Genomic DNA, 15,508 nt, shown 5'->3' with positions numbered 1-15,508 from the left:
AGCGCGACCCGCAAACCGTTGAGGCGTTCGCTGACGCAGCCGATCCGCCCGCGGACCCCGTTGCGGCGCAACGCGTTCAGCGCGCGGGCTCGGGTGATGCAAACCGGCCGAGGACGTCCGCCGCGTGGCCGAGCAGGAAGTCCTCGCACACGCCGAACCGGACCTGGCCGCACCAGTGCGGTTCGCGCACGCCGCCGGGGTCGAGGCGCACCAGGCACACCGAACCCCGCTGACCGGCCAAAACCGGGAAGTTCTTCTCATAAGCCTCGCTCAATGTCCCGCCGTCGTAAACGGCGGGCACGGATGCGGCGAGCGGAAAACCCTACGTCGGCTTCGCTGGCGTCGCGGCGATTCCGGCACCTGCCCTGACCGCACCGCGCCTGCTGATTCCCGACATTCTTTCCGCCCGGAATTGTTTTGCCGCCTTTGCTTCTTCCGGGAACGCGAAGAACGGAAAGAGCCCGGCACGGATCACTGCTGTCGCGCACCGCGACGAGCGAACGAGCGGCTGGCTGTGGGACGATCCGAAACCCCGTGTCCTGGAGGCGATCCGTGACGTTCGCAGTCGGCATCTTCGATCTGTTCAGCTTCGCCGTGCCCGGCGCGGTCCAGTTGGCATTGCTGGCCTACGTGCTGGACCGGCTGGGCGTGCTGCACGTAGCCGCACTGGTTTCCGCACCGGGCGCGCTGCTGGTCGCCGGTGCCGTGGTGACCAGTTATCTGCTGGGACATCTCTTTCATCCGCTGGCCGCGCAACTGGAGCGGCTCCGCCCCCGCCCGGACGCGGAGGAAGCCCGGAAGGAGTTCCTCGCCCGGGTTCCGCGAGCGCGCGACCGCGCTTACGTCCAGACCGACCCCGCGCTGCTCGTCGCCGCGATCGAACTGCACGACAAAGACGCGGGCGGGGAGATCATCCGGATGCGCGCGCAATCGGTCATGCTGCGCAATATCGCCTTCGCGTTCGCCGTGGCGACGGTCGTCGCGCTCGTACAGACCGCCACCGGGCCGCATCAGGTGGTCGCCGCCGTGGCTGCTGTGCTGTCCGTGCTCGGGACGACCGCGGCGTTGGGAAGCAGCCGGAAGGTCTGGCACATGTCCCGGCTGAAGACGCTGGACGTCTGTTACTGGATCCCGGACATCGACGAGACCTTCACCGCCGACGCTCCCGCTGAGGGCTAGCTGGACCCGCCGACACAGAAAACGGCAGATCCTGGACCTCGACGAGACCTTCGCCGCCGAAGCCCCAGCGGAGGGCTAGCCGCACCCCGCCGACACCGTGAACGGCGGGTCCCTTATCCGGGAACCTGCCCTTCACGTGTTCAGACGCGAGACCGTCGCTCAGGCACACGGCTTCCCGGCCCAGCCCGCGCGACGCCCGGGCCGCGACCTCTCGGCCCCGCCCTTGCTCACGCAAGATCAGCCGCGCAGTTCCCGCCCAGCGCGCGGCCCCCGCCACGACTTCTTCCGGCCGCCCTTGCCCTGCGCAAGCACGCAACTCCGCACCGGTTCCCCGCCCAGCGCGCGACACCCCGGGCCCGCCCTTCTCGGCGCTTGCCCGCGGACCCGCAACGCTCGCTCAGGCGCGCGGCTTCTCCCCCGCGGCCGCTTCGACGTCGGCGCCCAACCGGCCCGAGGCCCATTCCGTGATTCGGCGCGCCACGTCCTGGGCGGTCAGGCCGATGCGGTCTAGCACCTCGGCGCGGGTGCCGTGGTCGTGGAACGCCTGCGGCACCGCGAGGTCGCGCAGCGGGACGTCGCATTCGGCATCGCGCAGTACCGCCGCCAGCGCGGAGCCGAAACCGCCGTGGCGGCCGCTGTCTTCGACCGTCACCACGAGTTTGTGCTGTTCCGCCAGGGCGACCAGCTCCGCAGGCACCGGGACCACCCAACGCGGGTCGGCGACCGTCACGCCGATGCCCTGGTCGGCCAAGCGGTCCGCGGCCGACAGGGCCAGCTGTGCGAACGGGCCCACCGCGACGAGCAGCACGTCCGTGGAACCCGAGGGGCGGCGCAGCAGGTCGACCGTGCCGATCCGCTCGACCGCGGGCACGTCCGGACCGACGCTGCCCTTCGAAAACCGCAGGGCGGTCGGGCCGTCCTGGACCGCGACTGCCTCGCGCAGTTCCTCGCGCAGCGTGCCCGGGTCGCGCGGCGCGGCCACGCGCATGCCCGGCACCATGCCCAGCAGCGACAGGTCCCACATGCCGTGGTGGCTCGGGCCGTCCGGGCCGGTGATGCCCGCGCGGTCCAGCACGAACGTCACCGGCTGGCGGTGCAGCGCGACGTCCATCAGCACCTGGTCGAACGCCCGGTTCAGGAACGTCGAGTACAGCGCGACGACCGGGTGGCAGCCGCCCATCGCGAGGCCCGCCGCGGACGTCACCGCGTGCTGTTCGGCGATGCCGACGTCGAACCAGCGGTCCGGGAAGCGCTCGGAGAACTTCTCCAGACCGGTCGAGCGCAGCATCGCGGCGGTGATCGCCACGACGTCCTCGCGCTCCTCGCCGATTTTCGCCAGCTCGTCGCCGAACACGCCGGTCCAGCTGGGGCCCTTCACCGGCGGCAGTCCGGTCTCCGGGTCGATCGGGTCGGTCTGGTGCATCTGGTCGGCCTGGTGGTTCACCGCGGGCGCGTAGCCGTGGCCCTTCTCGGTGACCACGTGCACGATCACCGAACCGCCGAACGCCCGCGCGCTCTGGAACGCCTTCTCGAGCGCGACCAGGTCGTGCCCGTCGACCGGGCCGAGGTACTTCAGGCCGAGGTCGGAGAACATCACCTGCGGGCTCAGCGCGTCCTTGATGCCCGCCTTGGCCGCGTGCAGCGCGGCGTAGATCGGCTTGCCCACCACGGGAGTGCTGCGCAGCAGTTCGCGGCCGCCGTCCAGCAGCCGCTCGTAGCCCGGCTGCAGGCGCAGCGACGCCAGGTGGTCGGCCATCCCGCCGATGGTCGGCGAGTACGACCGGCCGTTGTCGTTGACCACGATCACGACCGGGCGGTCCTTGCGCCCGGCGATGTTGTTGAGCGCCTCCCAGCACATGCCGCCGGTCAGCGCGCCGTCGCCGACCACCGCGATCGCGTGCCTGCGCGGGCCGCCGGCCAGCTCGAACGCCTTCGCCATGCCGTCCACATAGGACAGTGCGGCGGACGCGTGGCTGTTCTCGACCAGGTCGTGCTCGCTCTCGCTGCGGCACGGGTACCCGGTGGGCCCGCCCTGCTGGCGCAGCTTGTCGAAGTCGCCGTGCCGCCCGGTGACGATCTTGTGCACGTACGCCTGATGCCCGACGTCCCACACGATCGCGTCGCGCGGCGAATCGAACACCCGGTGCAGCGCGAGCGTCAGCTCGACGACGCCAAGGTTGGGCCCGAGGTGCCCGCCGCTGCGGCGGACCTTGTCCACGAGGAAGTCCCTGATCTCGGCCGCCAGCTCCCCGAGGTCCTCGACGCTCATGCGCTTCAGGTCCGCCGGTCCGTGCACCGAGTCCAGCATGGTCACCGCTCCACCCCGTCCGTTTCTTCCTCCGCCGGTTCCGGCCAGTCTACGGACGGCCGCCACCTCGGTCCGGCCGCCCGCGTCCCGGATCACAGCTTCGGCCGGAACGCAACTCCACGAGCGGGGAAGACCACCAGCCCGGTCAGTCAAGTCGCGGTCACCGCGCGTGGCCGTGATAATCCCGGACGGACCCCGAGCTCGAGAGGACCCCATGGCGGACTTGTACATCGGCGGCGAATGGGTGGACGCGCGTGCGGGAGGGCGGCGCGAGATCCGGTGCCCCGCGGACGGCAGCCTGGTCGCCGAGGTCGCGGAAGCGACCGCGGAGGACACCGAGGCCGCCATCGCCGCGGCCCGCCGGGCGTTCGACACCGGCCCCTGGCCGGCTACCCCGGCGGCCGAGCGCGGAAACCTGCTGCTGCGCGCGGCCGACCTGCTCGACCGCGACGCCGAGGAATTCGCCCGCGCCGAATCGCTCGACACCGGCAAACGCCTGGTGGAGAGCCGCTACGACATGAGCGACATCGCCGCTTGCCTGCGTTATTTCGGCAAGCTCGCGGGCAACGACGCGGGCCGGGTCGTGGACACCGGCAGCGCGGACTCGTTCAGCCGGATCGTGCACGAACCGGTCGGCGTCTGCGGGCTCATCACCCCGTGGAACTACCCGCTGCTGCAGACCGTGTGGAAGATCGCCCCGGCCCTGGCCGCGGGCAACACTTTCGTGCTCAAGCCGAGCGAGCTGACGCCGCACACCTCGATCCTGTTCATGCGGCTGCTCGCCGAGGCCGGGCTGCCCGGCGGCGTCGCGAACCTCGTGCTCGGCGCGGGCCCGACGGCCGGCGCGCCGCTGTCGGAACACCCGGACGTCGACCTCGTGTCGTTCACCGGCGGGCTGGCCACCGGACGGGTGATCGCGGCGAACGCCGCCGCGACGGTGAAGAAGGTCGCGCTCGAACTCGGCGGCAAGAACCCGAATGTCGTGTTCGCCGACGCGGACTTCGAGACCGCCGTCGACTACGCGCTGACCGCGGTGTTCCTGCACTCCGGCCAGGTCTGCTCGGCCGGAGCGCGGCTGATCATCCAGCGGGAATGGCACGACGAGTTCGTCGACGAACTGGTGCGCCGCGCGGAGCGGATCCGCCTCGGCGGGCCGTTCGACGAGAACGCCGAGACCGGGCCGCTCATCTCCGCCGCGCACCGCGAGAAGGTGGAGCGCTACGTCGCCACCGCGATCGAGGAGGGCGCGGTCCTGCGCACCGGCGGCAAGCGTCCGGACGACCCGGCGCTGCAGGACGGCTTCTACTACCTGCCGACGATCCTCGACAACGTGAAGCAGGGCAGCACCGCGGTCGTCGAGGAATCCTTCGGCCCGGTCCTGACCGTGGAGACGTTCACCGACGAGGACGACGCGGTCCGCATCGCCAACGACACGCACTACGGCCTGGCCGGCGGCGTGTTCACCCAGGACGCCGCCCGCGCCCAGCGCGTCGCGAACCGGCTCCGGCACGGGACGGTGTGGATCAACGACTACCACCCGTACCTGCCGCAGGCCGAATGGGGCGGCTACAAGCAGTCCGGGTTCGGCCGCGAACTCGGCCCGACCGGACTGGCCGAATACACCGAGGTCAAGCACATCCACCAGAACCTGAAGCCCGGCCCGCAGCACTGGTTCTCCGGCTGATCCCCCTCCCCCACCGAAAGGAACTTTGCCCTTGAGCGACACCGGCGATCGCGAACTCGGCGAATTCGGCTACACCAACCAGCTCAAGAGAACGCTCGGCAGCTTCCACACCTTCGCCGCGGGCATCAGCTACATCTCGGTGCTCACCGGGGTGTTCCAGCTGTCCTACCTCGGCCTCTCCGAGGGCGGCCCGGCCTACTGGTGGTCCTGGCCCGCGGTGTTCGTCGGACAGCTGATGGTGGCGCTCTGCTTCGCCGAACTGGCCGCGCAGTACCCGGTCGCCGGGTCGGTCTACAACTGGGCGAAGAAGCTCAGCAACCCGCACATCGCGTGGATGGCCGGCTGGATGATGCTGCTGGCCTCGATCGTCTCGATCTCCGCGACCGCGCTCGCCTACCAGCGGACGCTGCCGCAGATCACGTCGTTCTTCCAGTTCATCGGCGACGGCACGGGCACCAGCGACGCGGCCAACGGCGTGCTGCTGGCCACCGTGCTGATCGTGTTCACGACGCTGGTCAACGCCTTCGGCGTGAAGCTCATGGCCCGGATCAACAGCGCGGGCGTGTTCGTGGAACTGCTGTTCGCGGTGCTGCTGGTGGTGTTCCTCGCTTTCCATTTCGTGCGCGGCCCGTCGGTGGTGACCGAGACGAACGGCACCGAGGCCGGGCACTCGTCCGGCTACCTCGGCGCGTTCCTGATCGCCGGCATCGCCTCGTCGTACGTCATGTACGGCTTCGACACCGCGGCCTCGCTCGGTGAGGAATCGCTGAACCCGCACCGCAACGCGCCGAAAGCGATTCTGCGCGCCCTCGTGGCCTCCTTCGTGCTGGGCGGACTGATCATCCTGTTCGCGCTGATGGCGGTCGGCAACATCCACGCGCCGGAGCTCGGCACGGTCGGCTTGCAGTACGTGCTCACCGACGCGCTCGGCCCGGCGATCGGGCGGGTGTTCCTGTTCGTCGTGTTCATCGCGATCACCGTGTGCGTGCTCGCGGTGCACACCGCGGCGATCCGGATCGCGTTCGCGATGGCCCGGGACAACGCGCTGCCCGGCGGCCGGAAACTGGCCCGGGTCAACAAGACCACCGGCACCCCGGTGCTCCCCGCGATCGTGATCGGCGTGCTCGCGATCGCGCTGCTGGTGCTGAACATCAACTCCACGCAGATCTTCTCGGCGGTCACCAGCCTCGCGATCATCCTGATCTACCTGTCCTACCTCCTCGTGACGGTTCCCATGCTGATCCGCCGGCTGCGCGGGCGCTGGCCGCGCGAGGACGCCCCGGCCGGGCGGTTCTCCCTCGGCCGCTGGGGGCTGCCGGTGAACGTGCTCGCGGTGCTGTGGGGCGGCGCGATGACGGTCAACCTGGCCTGGCCCCGCAACGAGATCTACAACGCTTCCCCGCCCTTCCACTGGTATCTGAAGTGGATTTCGGTGCTGTTCGTCGGCGTCTTCGCGGCCGGCGGCTTCGCCTATTACTGGTTCGTGCAACGGCACAAGGTCGGGGTGCTGGCGGACCACGCCGCCGCCCCCGTGCCCGACGAGGAGGTTTCCCGGTGAGCACAAGCGAGTTCGACTACGTGGTGGTCGGCGGAGGAACGGCCGGATCGGTGGTGGCCGCCCGGCTGTCCGAGGATCCGGGCGTGACCGTCTGCCTCCTCGAGGCCGGACCGTCCGACACGGACGTGCCGGAGGTGCTGGAGCTGACCCGCTGGATGGGGCTGCTGGAGTCCGGATACGACTGGGACTACCTGGTGGAACCGCAGGAGGCGGGCAACTCCTACCTGCGCCAGGCCCGCGCGAAGGTGCTCGGCGGCTGCTCGTCGCACAACTCGTGCATCGCGTTCTGGGCCCCGGCCGAGGACCTCGACGAGTGGGCCTCGATGGGCCTGCCCGGCTGGTCGGCAGTGGACGTTTTCCCGCTGTACCAGCGGCTCGAGACCAACGACGGCCCCGGCGACCACCACGGCCGCTCCGGCCCGGTCACCATCCGGTCGGTCCCGCCGAAGGACCCGGCGGGCGCGGCTCTGCTGTCCGCGTGCGCCCAGGCGGGCATCCCGACGACCGAGTTCAACTCCGGCAAGACCGTCACCCACGGCGCGAACTGGTTCCAGATCAACGCCCGCGAGGACGGCACCCGGTCTTCGGCTTCGGTGTCGTATCTGCACCCGATCATGGGCAAGCGGCCGAACCTGGAGATCCGCACCGGCGCCCGCGCGAAGCGGCTGCTGTTCGACGGCCGCCGCTGCACCGGCGTCGAGGTGCTGGACGCGGACCTCATCCACCACAGCACCGTCACCGCGCGCCGCGAGGTCGTGGTCAGCTCCGGCGCGATCGACACGCCGAAACTGCTGATGCTGTCCGGCATCGGGCCCGCCGAGCACCTGCGCGAGGTCGGCGTCGAGGTGCTCGTGGACTCGCCGGGCGTCGGCTCGAACCTCGAGGACCACCCCGAGGGCCTGGTGATGTGGGACGCCCTGCAGCCGATGGTCACCGAATCCACGCAGTGGTGGGAAATCGGCATCTTCACCATGACCGAGGAGGGCCTGGACCGCCCGGACCTGATGTTCCACTACGGTTCGGTGCCCTTCGACATGAACACCGTCCGGCACGGCTACCCGACTACGGAAAACGGCTTCTGCCTCACGCCGAACGTGACGCGCAGCCGTTCCCGGGGCACCGTGCGGCTGCGCACCCGGGACTTCCGGGACAAGCCCCGCGTCGACCCGCGGTATTTCACCGACGAGTACGACATGCGCGTGATGACCTACGGCGTGAAGCTCGCCCGCGAGATCGCCGCCCAGCCGGCCCTCGACGAATGGGCGGGCACCGAACTCGCGCCGGGCCGCGACTGCACGACCGACGACGAGATCGCCGACTACCTGCGCAAAACGCACAACACCGTGTACCACCCGGCGTGCACGGCCCGGATGGGCGCGGAGGGCGACCCGGAGGCGGTGCTGGACGAGCGGCTGCGCGTCCGCGGCGTCGACGGCCTGCGGGTGGCCGACGCTTCGGCGATGCCGTTCCTCGTCACGGTGAACCCGTGCATCACCACGATGGCGATCGGCGAGAAGTGCGCGGACCTGCTCAAGGAAGACCGGGCCTGACCGCGCGGCGGGTGGTGGTGTCCCAGCGGGCACGACCACCCGCCCGGCTCCGGCCTCAAAATCGGCCCGCCGACGGCCCCGCACCAGCGCACGCGCCGCTGCCAGCACTTCGCGCGAATTCATGTCCACCCCTCGCTTCGACTTCCGGCGGCTGCCGGAGCGCACCTTCTCCGATGCACATCAGGTCAGTCGCCAGCGAACGCGCTGAGGTTCTCGAGTAACCGAATCGTTACCAAAAGTGAGGCCGCCAACCACCGCACCGCCGCGGATTTCGTTGCACCGCAGTCAATCCGAGCCAGAACGCCGAGCCCGATCCGCCGTCGACCCTCAGCCCGGCGAGAGAGAACGGACGGGGCTGAAACCACTGCCACGCAACGTAGACTTCCTTGCGTGGCAGGAAATCGGGCGCTCGCGTGGGCCGGAGCGACCGCCGCGGTGGGCGGCGGCGTCGGGCTCGCCCTGCCGACCGCGCACTACCTGCCGCTGCATCTGCCGCCCGGCACGGCGGAACCCGACCTGGCTCTCGGTCTCCGGCTGGCCTGCGCCGGAGCCCTGGCGCTCGCGTTCGCGCTGGCCGTCCTGACCCTGCGCCGACGCCAAGCCGAGCCGCTGGCCTTCACCACTCTGACCGGCCTCGCGGTAGCGGGAATCCTCCTGCGCTACCTCGTGATCACGCTCCCCGGCGCGGACCGGCTCGCCCCGTCCGCCGACGTCCAGCCGGCGCTGGGAGCCTGGGTGCTGCTGGCCTCCGGCCTGGCCTTGGCCGCGACCGGGCTCGCCGCGGCGGCACAAACCCGACGAGCGCAGTAGCGTCACTGCAGCAGCGCGACGCACTCCACGTGATGGGTCATCGGGAACGCGTCGAACGCCCGCAGATCCGTCAGCGAATACCCGTGCTCGGAGAAGAACTGCACGTCCCGCGCCAACGCCGCCGGGTCGCAGGCCACGTAGACGATCCGGTCCGGTTCCCCCGCGGCGATCGCGTCGACGACCGCTCGCCCGGCGCCCTTGCGCGGCGGGTCGAGGACCACGACGTCGACCGGTGTCGGGGCGTCGCCGATGAGGTGTTCCACGCGCCCGGAACGCCAGTTCACCTGCGGCAGGTCGGCGAGATTGCGCTCGCCGTCGGACACCGCGCGGCGGCCGGATTCGATGGCCAGCACCTGGCCGTCCGGGCCGACCTGGTCGGCGAGCACCGACGCGAAAAGCCCGACGCCGGCGTACAGGTCCCACGCGACGCCGCCGCTCGGCGCGTCCGCCCACTCCCGCACGAGTTCCGCCAGCGTGTCCGCCGCGCGCGGGTGGACCTGCCAGAAACCGTGCGCGTCGAGCCGCCAGTCCCGTCCGGCCGCGTGCTGGATCGCCATCCCGCCGGACAGCTGCTTGCCCTGGGTGCGCCCGCGCACCGTGGCGAGTTCGCGCAGGTGGAGGTGGTTGTCGCCGTCGCTGGTGACTTCCAGTTCGGTGCCCGGCCGCCACCGCTTGCCCAGCGCGGTGCCGAGCGAGCCGGGCACCGCGATCGGGCAGTCGTCGATCGGGATGACCCGGTGGCTGTGGTGCGCCCGCAGCCCGGCCTGCCCGTCGCGTCCGGCGACGAGCCGCACCCGGCTGCGCCAGCCCAGCGGACCGCCTTCGAGCGGTTCCACGACCACGTCACGGGTGATTCCGGCGAGCCGCTGCAGCTGCTCGGCCACCACCGCGGCCTTCAGTTCCCGCTGGTAGGCCGGTTCGGCGTGCTGCCAGTCGCAGCCTCCGCACCCGCCGGGGGCGGCAAGCGGGCACGGCGGCGTCACCCGGTGCTCGGACCCGCTGAGCACCTCGATCGCGTCGGCTCGGCAGAACGAGCCGCCCTTGTCCTCGGTCACTTCCGCCCGCACGCGTTCGCCGGGCAGCGCGTGCCGCACGAACAGCACTCGTCCGTCCACACGCGACACACAGTGCCCGCCGTGCGCGACTGGGCCGACTTCCAGTTCCAGGATCCGGCCTAGCCAGCTCTCGGTCATTCTGATGATTCCTTAGTAGCAGGGGCTGGCTTCGGAGCGTCCGCGGAACGAGGGGTCGTGGGCGTGAAACCGCGCCGCACGTCGCCGGCGGACGGGCGGGCCTTGCGCAGCCGCGCGACCGCCTTCTTCGACGACTCCAGCTGCCACGGTACGCTCGCCACGACCACGCCCGGCTGGAACAGCAGCCTTCCCTTGAGCCGCAACGCACTCTGGTTGTGCAGCACCTGCTCCCACCAGTGCCCCACGACGTACTCCGGAATGAACACGGTGACCACGTCGCGCGGGTTGGCGCCGCGGACCCGCTTCACGTAATCCAGCACCGGCTTCGTGATTTCCCGGTACGGCGATTCGACGACCTTCAGCGGCACCTTGAATTTGTGCGCTTCCCATTCGTGGGTGAGCGCCCGCGTGTCGGCGTCGTCCACGTTGACCGTGACCGCCTCGAGCACGTCCGGGCGCATCGCCTTCGCGTAGGCCAGCGCGCGCAGCGTCGGCCGGTGCAGCTTGGACACCAGCACGATCGCGTGGTTGCGCGAGGGCAGCACGGTCGGCGCGTCGCCCATGTCCTTGAGTTCCTCGGACACCCGGTCGTAGTGCTTCCGGATCGCCGTCATCAGCGCGAAAATCGCCACCATCGCGGCGATCGCGATCCACGCGCCGAGCAGGAACTTGGTGATCAGCACGATCACCAGCACGGTGCCGGTCATGGTCAGGCCGATCGCGTTCACCGTCTGCGAACGGCGCATCCGCCGCCGCGCCGCCGGGTCGGTTTCCTTGGCCAGCAACCGGTTCCAGTGCCGGATCATGCCCGCCTGGCTCACCGTGAAGGACACGAACACGCCCACGATGTACAGCTGGATCAGCCGGGTGACCTCGGCGTCGAACGCGACGATCAGCACCAGCGCGAAGATCGCGAGGAACAGGATGCCGTTGGAGAACGCCAGCCGGTCGCCGCGGGTGTGCAGCTGCCGGGGCAGGTAGCGGTCCTGGGCGAGGATCGAGCCGAGCACCGGGAAGCCGTTGAACGCGGTGTTCGCGGCCAGCAGCAGGATGATGCCGGTGGAGAACGAGATGTAGTAGAACGCGGGCGGGAAGTCGGCGAACACCGCGTGCGCGATCTGCGCGACGATCGTCTTCTGCTCGTAGCCCGCGGGCGCGCCGGCCAGCTGCCGCGCCGGGTCCTCGGCGAAGTTCACCTTCGTGACGATCGCGAGCGTGATGATGCCGACGAGCATGGTCACCGCGAGCACGCCCATCAGCAGCAGCGTGGTGGCGGCGTTCTTCGACTTCGGCTTGCGGAACGCGGGCACGCCGTTGCTGATCGCCTCGACCCCGGTCAGCGCCGCCGCGCCGGAGGAGAACGACCGCAGGATCAGGAAGACGAACGCGATGCCCGCCCAGTTGCCTTCCTCGTGCAGCGTGAAACCCGCGCTTTCGGCGCGCATCTCGGTGCCGGTGACGGTCTGGAACAGCCCCCAGACGACCATCAGCAGAATGCCGGCGATGAACCCGTAGGTCGGGATCGCGAACGCTTTGCCGGATTCGCGCACTCCGCGCAGATTCAGCGCGGTCAGCACGGCCACGATCACGACCGATGCGAGCACTTTGTGGTTGGCCACCCAGGGAATCGCCGAGCCGATGTTCGCGACGCCGGACGAAGTGGACACCGCGACGGTCAGCACGTAGTCGACCAGCAGCGCGCTCGCCACCGTCAGGCCGAACTTCCCGCCGAGGTTGGTCGTCGCGACCTCGTAGTCGCCGCCGCCGCTCGGGTACGCGTGCACGTTCTGCCGGTACGACGCCACGACGACGAGCATGACCAGCGCGACCGCGACCCCGATCCACGGCGCGAAGGCGTACGCGGACAGGCCCGCGACGCTCAGCGTCAGGAAGATCTCCTCCGGCGCGTAGGCCACGCTGGACAGCGCGTCCGAGGCGAAAATGGGCAGCGCGATGCGCTTGGGCAACAGGGTGTGGGCGAGACGGTCGCTGCGGAACGGGCGCCCTAGGACCAGTCGCTTCAACACGGTCGGGAACTTCGACACCTGCAGAATGTACAGCGGAGCGAAGCTCCTCCGCTGAGGGCGGTGGAGGGGAGGACGGTGGAGCTGACCGGGAGGGGGCAAGGTAGGTTCGGCGCTGGTGTCCGAGGGTACCCACGAACGGGTCATCCGCACCTGCGAGGGAGGCTAAGCGTGCACGTGGTGATCATGGGATGCGGCCGCGTCGGCGCGTCTCTGGCCGCGGCGCTGGAGCGGCTGGGCCACGACGTGGCCGTCATCGACAAGAACCAGCAGGCGTTCCGCAGGCTGGGCAGCGACTTCCACGGCCAGCAGGTCGTCGGGGCGGGTTTCGACCGCCGGGTGCTCGTCGAGGCCGGGATCGAGCGCGCGGGCGCTTTCGCGGCCGTGTCGAGCGGCGACAATTCCAACATCATCTCCGCGCGGGTCGCGCGCGAGAACTTCGGCGTCGAGCACGTGGTCGCGCGGATCTACGACCACAAGCGGGCCGCGGTGTACGAACGGCTGGGCATCCCGACCGTCGCGACCGTGCCGTGGACGACCGACCGGTTCCTGCGCACCCTGCTGCCCGACGGCGTCGCCTCCGCGTGGCGCGACCCGTCCGGTAACGTCGCGCTGCTGCAGCTGCCGCTGCACGAGGGCTGGGTCGGCCGCAGCGTGCACGAGCTGCAGGAGACCACCGGCGCGCGGGTGGCGTTCATGATGCGGTTCGGCACCGCGGTGCTGCCGGACGCGAAAACCGTCGTGCAGGCCGACGACGACGTGTGGGTGGCGGCGCGTTCGGGCACCGTCGGAGACGTGACGAGCCTGGCCGCTCGGGCCCCCGAGGAGGAGAACTGATGCGGGTCGCGATCGCGGGCGCGGGAGCCGTCGGGCAGTCCATCGCCGCCGAGCTCATCGACGGCAACCACCAGGTGATGCTGATCGAGCGCGACGCCGACCAGTTCGAGCCGGAATCCGTTCCGCAGGCGGACTGGGTCCTCGGCGACGCGTGCGAGGTGTCGATCCTCGAGGAGTCCGGCATCGAGCGCTGCGACGTCGTGATCGCGGCGAGCGGCGACGACAAGGCGAACCTCGTGGTGTCGCTGCTGGCGAAGACGGAGTTCGCCGTGCGGCGCGTGGTGGCGCGGGTGAACAACCCGGCCAACGAATGGCTGTTCACCGACGCGTGGGGCGTCGACGTGGCCGTGTCGACCCCGCGGATGCTCGCCGCGATGGTCGAGGAGGCGGTGAGCGTCGGCGATCTGGTGCGGCTCATGACGTTCCGGCAGGGGCAGGCGAACCTGGTGGAACTCACCCTGCCGGAGGAGACGCCGCTCGCGGGCAAGCCGGTGAGCGAACTGGCGCTGCCGCGCGACGCGGCGCTGGTGACCATCCTGCGCGGCGACCGGGTGATCGTGCCGCAGCCGGAGGACCCGCTGGAGGCGGGCGACGAGCTGCTGTTCGTCGCGACCTCGGACGTCGAACCGGAGATCCGGACGGCGCTCGGCTACTGAGACGCGAAAAGGGGCGGGACCGCGATGGGTCCCGCCCCTTTTTCGTGCGTCGGATCAGGCCTCGGGAGTCGGCGCCTGCGCGTACTTCTTCCGCAGCCGCGCCTCGACCTGCGCGTCGGTTTCCGGTTCCGGTTCTTCCTCGGCGAGCGCCTTCAGCCGCTTGTCGGAGCGGCGCACCGCCCAGACGACCACCAGCAGCCCGATCGCGTACAGCGGGTAGCCCATCGCGATCTTGGCGAACGCGAGCCAGCCGGTCTGGTTGCCGTCGTAGAGCCAGCGCTGCACGACGAACCGGGCCGCGAAGATGACGGCCATCGCGAGCGTCGCGACGTCGTAGCCGTAGCGCGACGGCTTGTCCTTGCGCCAGGCGGTGCCGTTGCCGTTGAGCGCGTTCCACACGACGCCCGCCAGCGGCCAGCGCACCAGCACCGAGATCACGAACACGGCGCAGTAGGCGAGGCTCGCCCAGATGCCGAAGAGGAAGAATCCCTTCGCGGACCCGGTGCGGAACGCGATGAAGGCCGCGATCGCGACGCCGAAGAACCCCGAGATCGCCGGCTGCAGCGGCTCCTTGCGCACGACCCGCAGGACGGTGATCGCCACCGCGCTGCCGATCGAGCCCCAGATCGCGGCGGTGAGCCCGAAGATCGCGTTCAGGAGGACGAAGACGATGACCGGCACCGAGGAATAGAACAGGCCGGAAACCCCGCCCATCTGCTCCATCAGCGTCGGCTGCCGCTCGGGCTCGTCGCCGTTTCCGGGCGCGTCCTTCTCGTCGCGGGGAGCAGCGGGTTCAGTCACGAGAGTTGATCACCCTACCGGGCTCTGGAGTTCGTAATACGGGTTGTAGAGCACCTTCTGCCCGTCCCGTTCGGCCATCCGGCCGCGAACCTTGACGGTGCGGCCGGGCTCGATGCCGGGAATCCGGCGCCTGCCCAGCCAGATTAGCGTCACGCCCTGCGTGCCGTCGAACAGCTCCGCCTGCAGCGAGGCGGGCCCGTCGGTCGGCGACAGCTCGACGCTGCGCAGCCTGCCGAGCACCGTCACCTCTTCGCCGGACCGGCAGTCACAGGCGCGCTGCGCGCCTTCGGCACCCGACCTCTCGGACATCTCGTCGGCGTCGAGGTCCTCGACGTCGCTGGTCAGCTTGCGAACCAACCGGCTGAAGTAGCCGCCGTCCTTGGCGGACATGGTGTGCTCCTGTGCTCCGGGGCCCCCGACTTCGTTCGGCCCGTGCGTGTTCCAGCGTAGCTGCGGTCCCAGCCAGGGAAACGGGTTTGGGGCAAGATCGCAACGTGACGTCCGCAATCCGTGTCCCGGCCGCCGTCCTACTGCCCGGTACGGGCTCTGACGACGTCTTCGTGCGCTCGGTGTTCGCCGGGCCGCTCGCGGCGCTGGGGGTGCCGCTGATCACGCCCGCGCCGGTTCCCGGGGAAGGTCTCGCGGACGCGTTTTTGGCCGAACTGGACCGTCTCGCTGACCGGTACGGGACTGTGCTGGTGGGCGGGATTTCGTTCGGGGCGCATCTCGCGGCGGAATGGGCGGTGGCGAATCCGGGGCGTTGCGGGGGGCTGCTGGCGGCGCTCCCGGCCTGGAACGGGGAATCCGGATCAGCACCCGCGGCGATGGCTGCGACTGTCACGGCGGATCTGGTGGCCGATGCGGGGGTCGAGGGGGCGTTGGCTGCCGCGGCGGCGGGGAGTCCGGGG

14 protein-coding genes are annotated in these 15,508 nt (G+C 70.3%); 8 read left to right on the top strand and 6 right to left on the bottom strand.

The window, feature by feature from the left end; genetic code table 11:
• Positions 1-76: 76 nt before the first annotated feature.
• A complete protein-coding gene (locus SSMG_RS46075; RefSeq protein ID WP_009075598.1) occupies positions 77-301 on the bottom strand; it encodes a cupin domain-containing protein in 225 nt (74 codons plus the stop codon).
• A gap of 251 nt (positions 302-552) precedes the next feature.
• On the opposite strand from SSMG_RS46075, the gene SSMG_RS10780 reads away from it, so the two are divergent.
• Positions 553-1,179: a hypothetical protein gene (locus tag SSMG_RS10780; RefSeq protein WP_037713277.1), complete on the top strand. Its 627-nt coding sequence runs from the start codon at positions 553-555 to the stop codon at positions 1,177-1,179.
• A gap of 397 nt (positions 1,180-1,576) precedes the next feature.
• On the opposite strand, the gene dxs is transcribed toward SSMG_RS10780, so the two are convergent.
• Entirely contained in the window at positions 1,577-3,493 is a 1,917-nt protein-coding gene (gene dxs, locus SSMG_RS10775) for a 1-deoxy-D-xylulose-5-phosphate synthase (RefSeq protein WP_009075594.1), read from the bottom strand.
• Positions 3,494-3,701: 208 nt separating this feature from the next.
• On the opposite strand from dxs, the gene SSMG_RS10770 reads away from it, so the two are divergent.
• The 4 genes from SSMG_RS10770 (at position 3,702) to SSMG_RS10755 (ending at position 9,089) form a co-directional block, all read left to right on the top strand.
• Complete coding sequence (locus SSMG_RS10770; protein ID WP_009075592.1) at positions 3,702-5,171, top strand: aldehyde dehydrogenase family protein; 1,470 nt, start codon at positions 3,702-3,704, stop codon at positions 5,169-5,171.
• A 31-nt stretch (positions 5,172-5,202) separates the two neighbouring features.
• Positions 5,203-6,729: an APC family permease gene (locus SSMG_RS10765; RefSeq protein ID WP_037713274.1), complete on the top strand. Its 1,527-nt coding sequence runs from the start codon at positions 5,203-5,205 to the stop codon at positions 6,727-6,729.
• Positions 6,726-8,279 (top strand): GMC family oxidoreductase, encoded by a 1,554-nt coding sequence (locus tag SSMG_RS10760; RefSeq protein ID WP_009075588.1) that lies wholly within the window; start codon positions 6,726-6,728, stop codon positions 8,277-8,279. The genes SSMG_RS10765 and SSMG_RS10760 overlap by 4 nt, the downstream gene beginning before the upstream one ends.
• Positions 8,280-8,669: 390 nt before the next feature.
• Positions 8,670-9,089, top strand: a complete 420-nt coding sequence (locus SSMG_RS10755) for a hypothetical protein (RefSeq protein WP_009075586.1) — start codon at positions 8,670-8,672, stop codon at positions 9,087-9,089.
• A 2-nt stretch (positions 9,090-9,091) separates the two neighbouring features.
• Here the strand turns inward: SSMG_RS10755 and SSMG_RS10750 are convergent, their stop codons facing one another.
• Positions 9,092-10,282 carry a class I SAM-dependent RNA methyltransferase gene (locus SSMG_RS10750; RefSeq protein WP_009075584.1) on the bottom strand — a complete coding sequence of 397 codons (1,191 nt, stop codon included), beginning with the start codon at positions 10,280-10,282 and terminating at the stop codon, positions 9,092-9,094.
• Complete coding sequence (locus tag SSMG_RS10745; protein WP_009075581.1) at positions 10,279-12,327, bottom strand: APC family permease; 2,049 nt, start codon at positions 12,325-12,327, stop codon at positions 10,279-10,281. Before SSMG_RS10745 ends, SSMG_RS10750 begins: the two co-directional genes overlap by 4 nt.
• Before the next feature lie 150 nt (positions 12,328-12,477).
• Between SSMG_RS10745 and SSMG_RS10740 the strand changes: the two genes are divergently transcribed.
• Both SSMG_RS10740 and SSMG_RS10735 read left to right on the top strand, forming a co-directional pair.
• Positions 12,478-13,143 (top strand): TrkA family potassium uptake protein, encoded by a 666-nt coding sequence (locus SSMG_RS10740; protein ID WP_009075579.1) that lies wholly within the window; start codon positions 12,478-12,480, stop codon positions 13,141-13,143.
• Positions 13,143-13,799, top strand: coding sequence for a TrkA family potassium uptake protein (locus SSMG_RS10735; RefSeq protein ID WP_009075577.1), 657 nt, complete (start codon positions 13,143-13,145; stop codon positions 13,797-13,799). The genes SSMG_RS10740 and SSMG_RS10735 overlap by 1 nt, the downstream gene beginning before the upstream one ends.
• Before the next feature lie 54 nt (positions 13,800-13,853).
• On the opposite strand, the gene SSMG_RS10730 is transcribed toward SSMG_RS10735, so the two are convergent.
• Positions 13,854-14,600, bottom strand: coding sequence for a DUF3159 domain-containing protein (locus SSMG_RS10730; protein WP_009075575.1), 747 nt, complete (start codon positions 14,598-14,600; stop codon positions 13,854-13,856).
• Positions 14,601-14,609: 9 nt separating this feature from the next.
• Positions 14,610-14,990: an OB-fold nucleic acid binding domain-containing protein gene (locus SSMG_RS10725; protein WP_009075573.1), complete on the bottom strand. Its 381-nt coding sequence runs from the start codon at positions 14,988-14,990 to the stop codon at positions 14,610-14,612.
• Positions 14,991-15,094: 104 nt separating this feature from the next.
• On the opposite strand from SSMG_RS10725, the gene SSMG_RS10720 reads away from it, so the two are divergent.
• A partial coding sequence (locus SSMG_RS10720) for an alpha/beta fold hydrolase (protein ID WP_369404174.1) occupies positions 15,095-15,508 on the top strand: 414 nt, incomplete at its 3' end.

Origin of the sequence: Streptomyces sp. AA4, assembly GCF_000158875.1 — a bacterium.
In the GTDB taxonomy this organism is placed as follows: domain Bacteria; phylum Actinomycetota; class Actinomycetes; order Mycobacteriales; family Pseudonocardiaceae; genus Amycolatopsis.
This window is presented reverse-complemented; position numbering and strand designations above follow the sequence as displayed.

Excerpts from the sequence above, each read along its gene's own strand:
- SSMG_RS10770 (WP_009075592.1), top strand. The coding sequence starts at position 3,702 with ATGGCGGACTTGTACATCGGCGGCGAATGGGTGGACGCGCGTGCGGGA.
- SSMG_RS10750 (WP_009075584.1), bottom strand. The coding sequence starts at position 10,282 with ATGACCGAGAGCTGGCTAGGCCGGATCCTGGAACTGGAAGTCGGCCCA.
- SSMG_RS10735 (WP_009075577.1), top strand. The coding sequence starts at position 13,143 with ATGCGGGTCGCGATCGCGGGCGCGGGAGCCGTCGGGCAGTCCATCGCC.
- SSMG_RS10725 (WP_009075573.1), bottom strand. The coding sequence starts at position 14,990 with ATGTCCGCCAAGGACGGCGGCTACTTCAGCCGGTTGGTTCGCAAGCTG.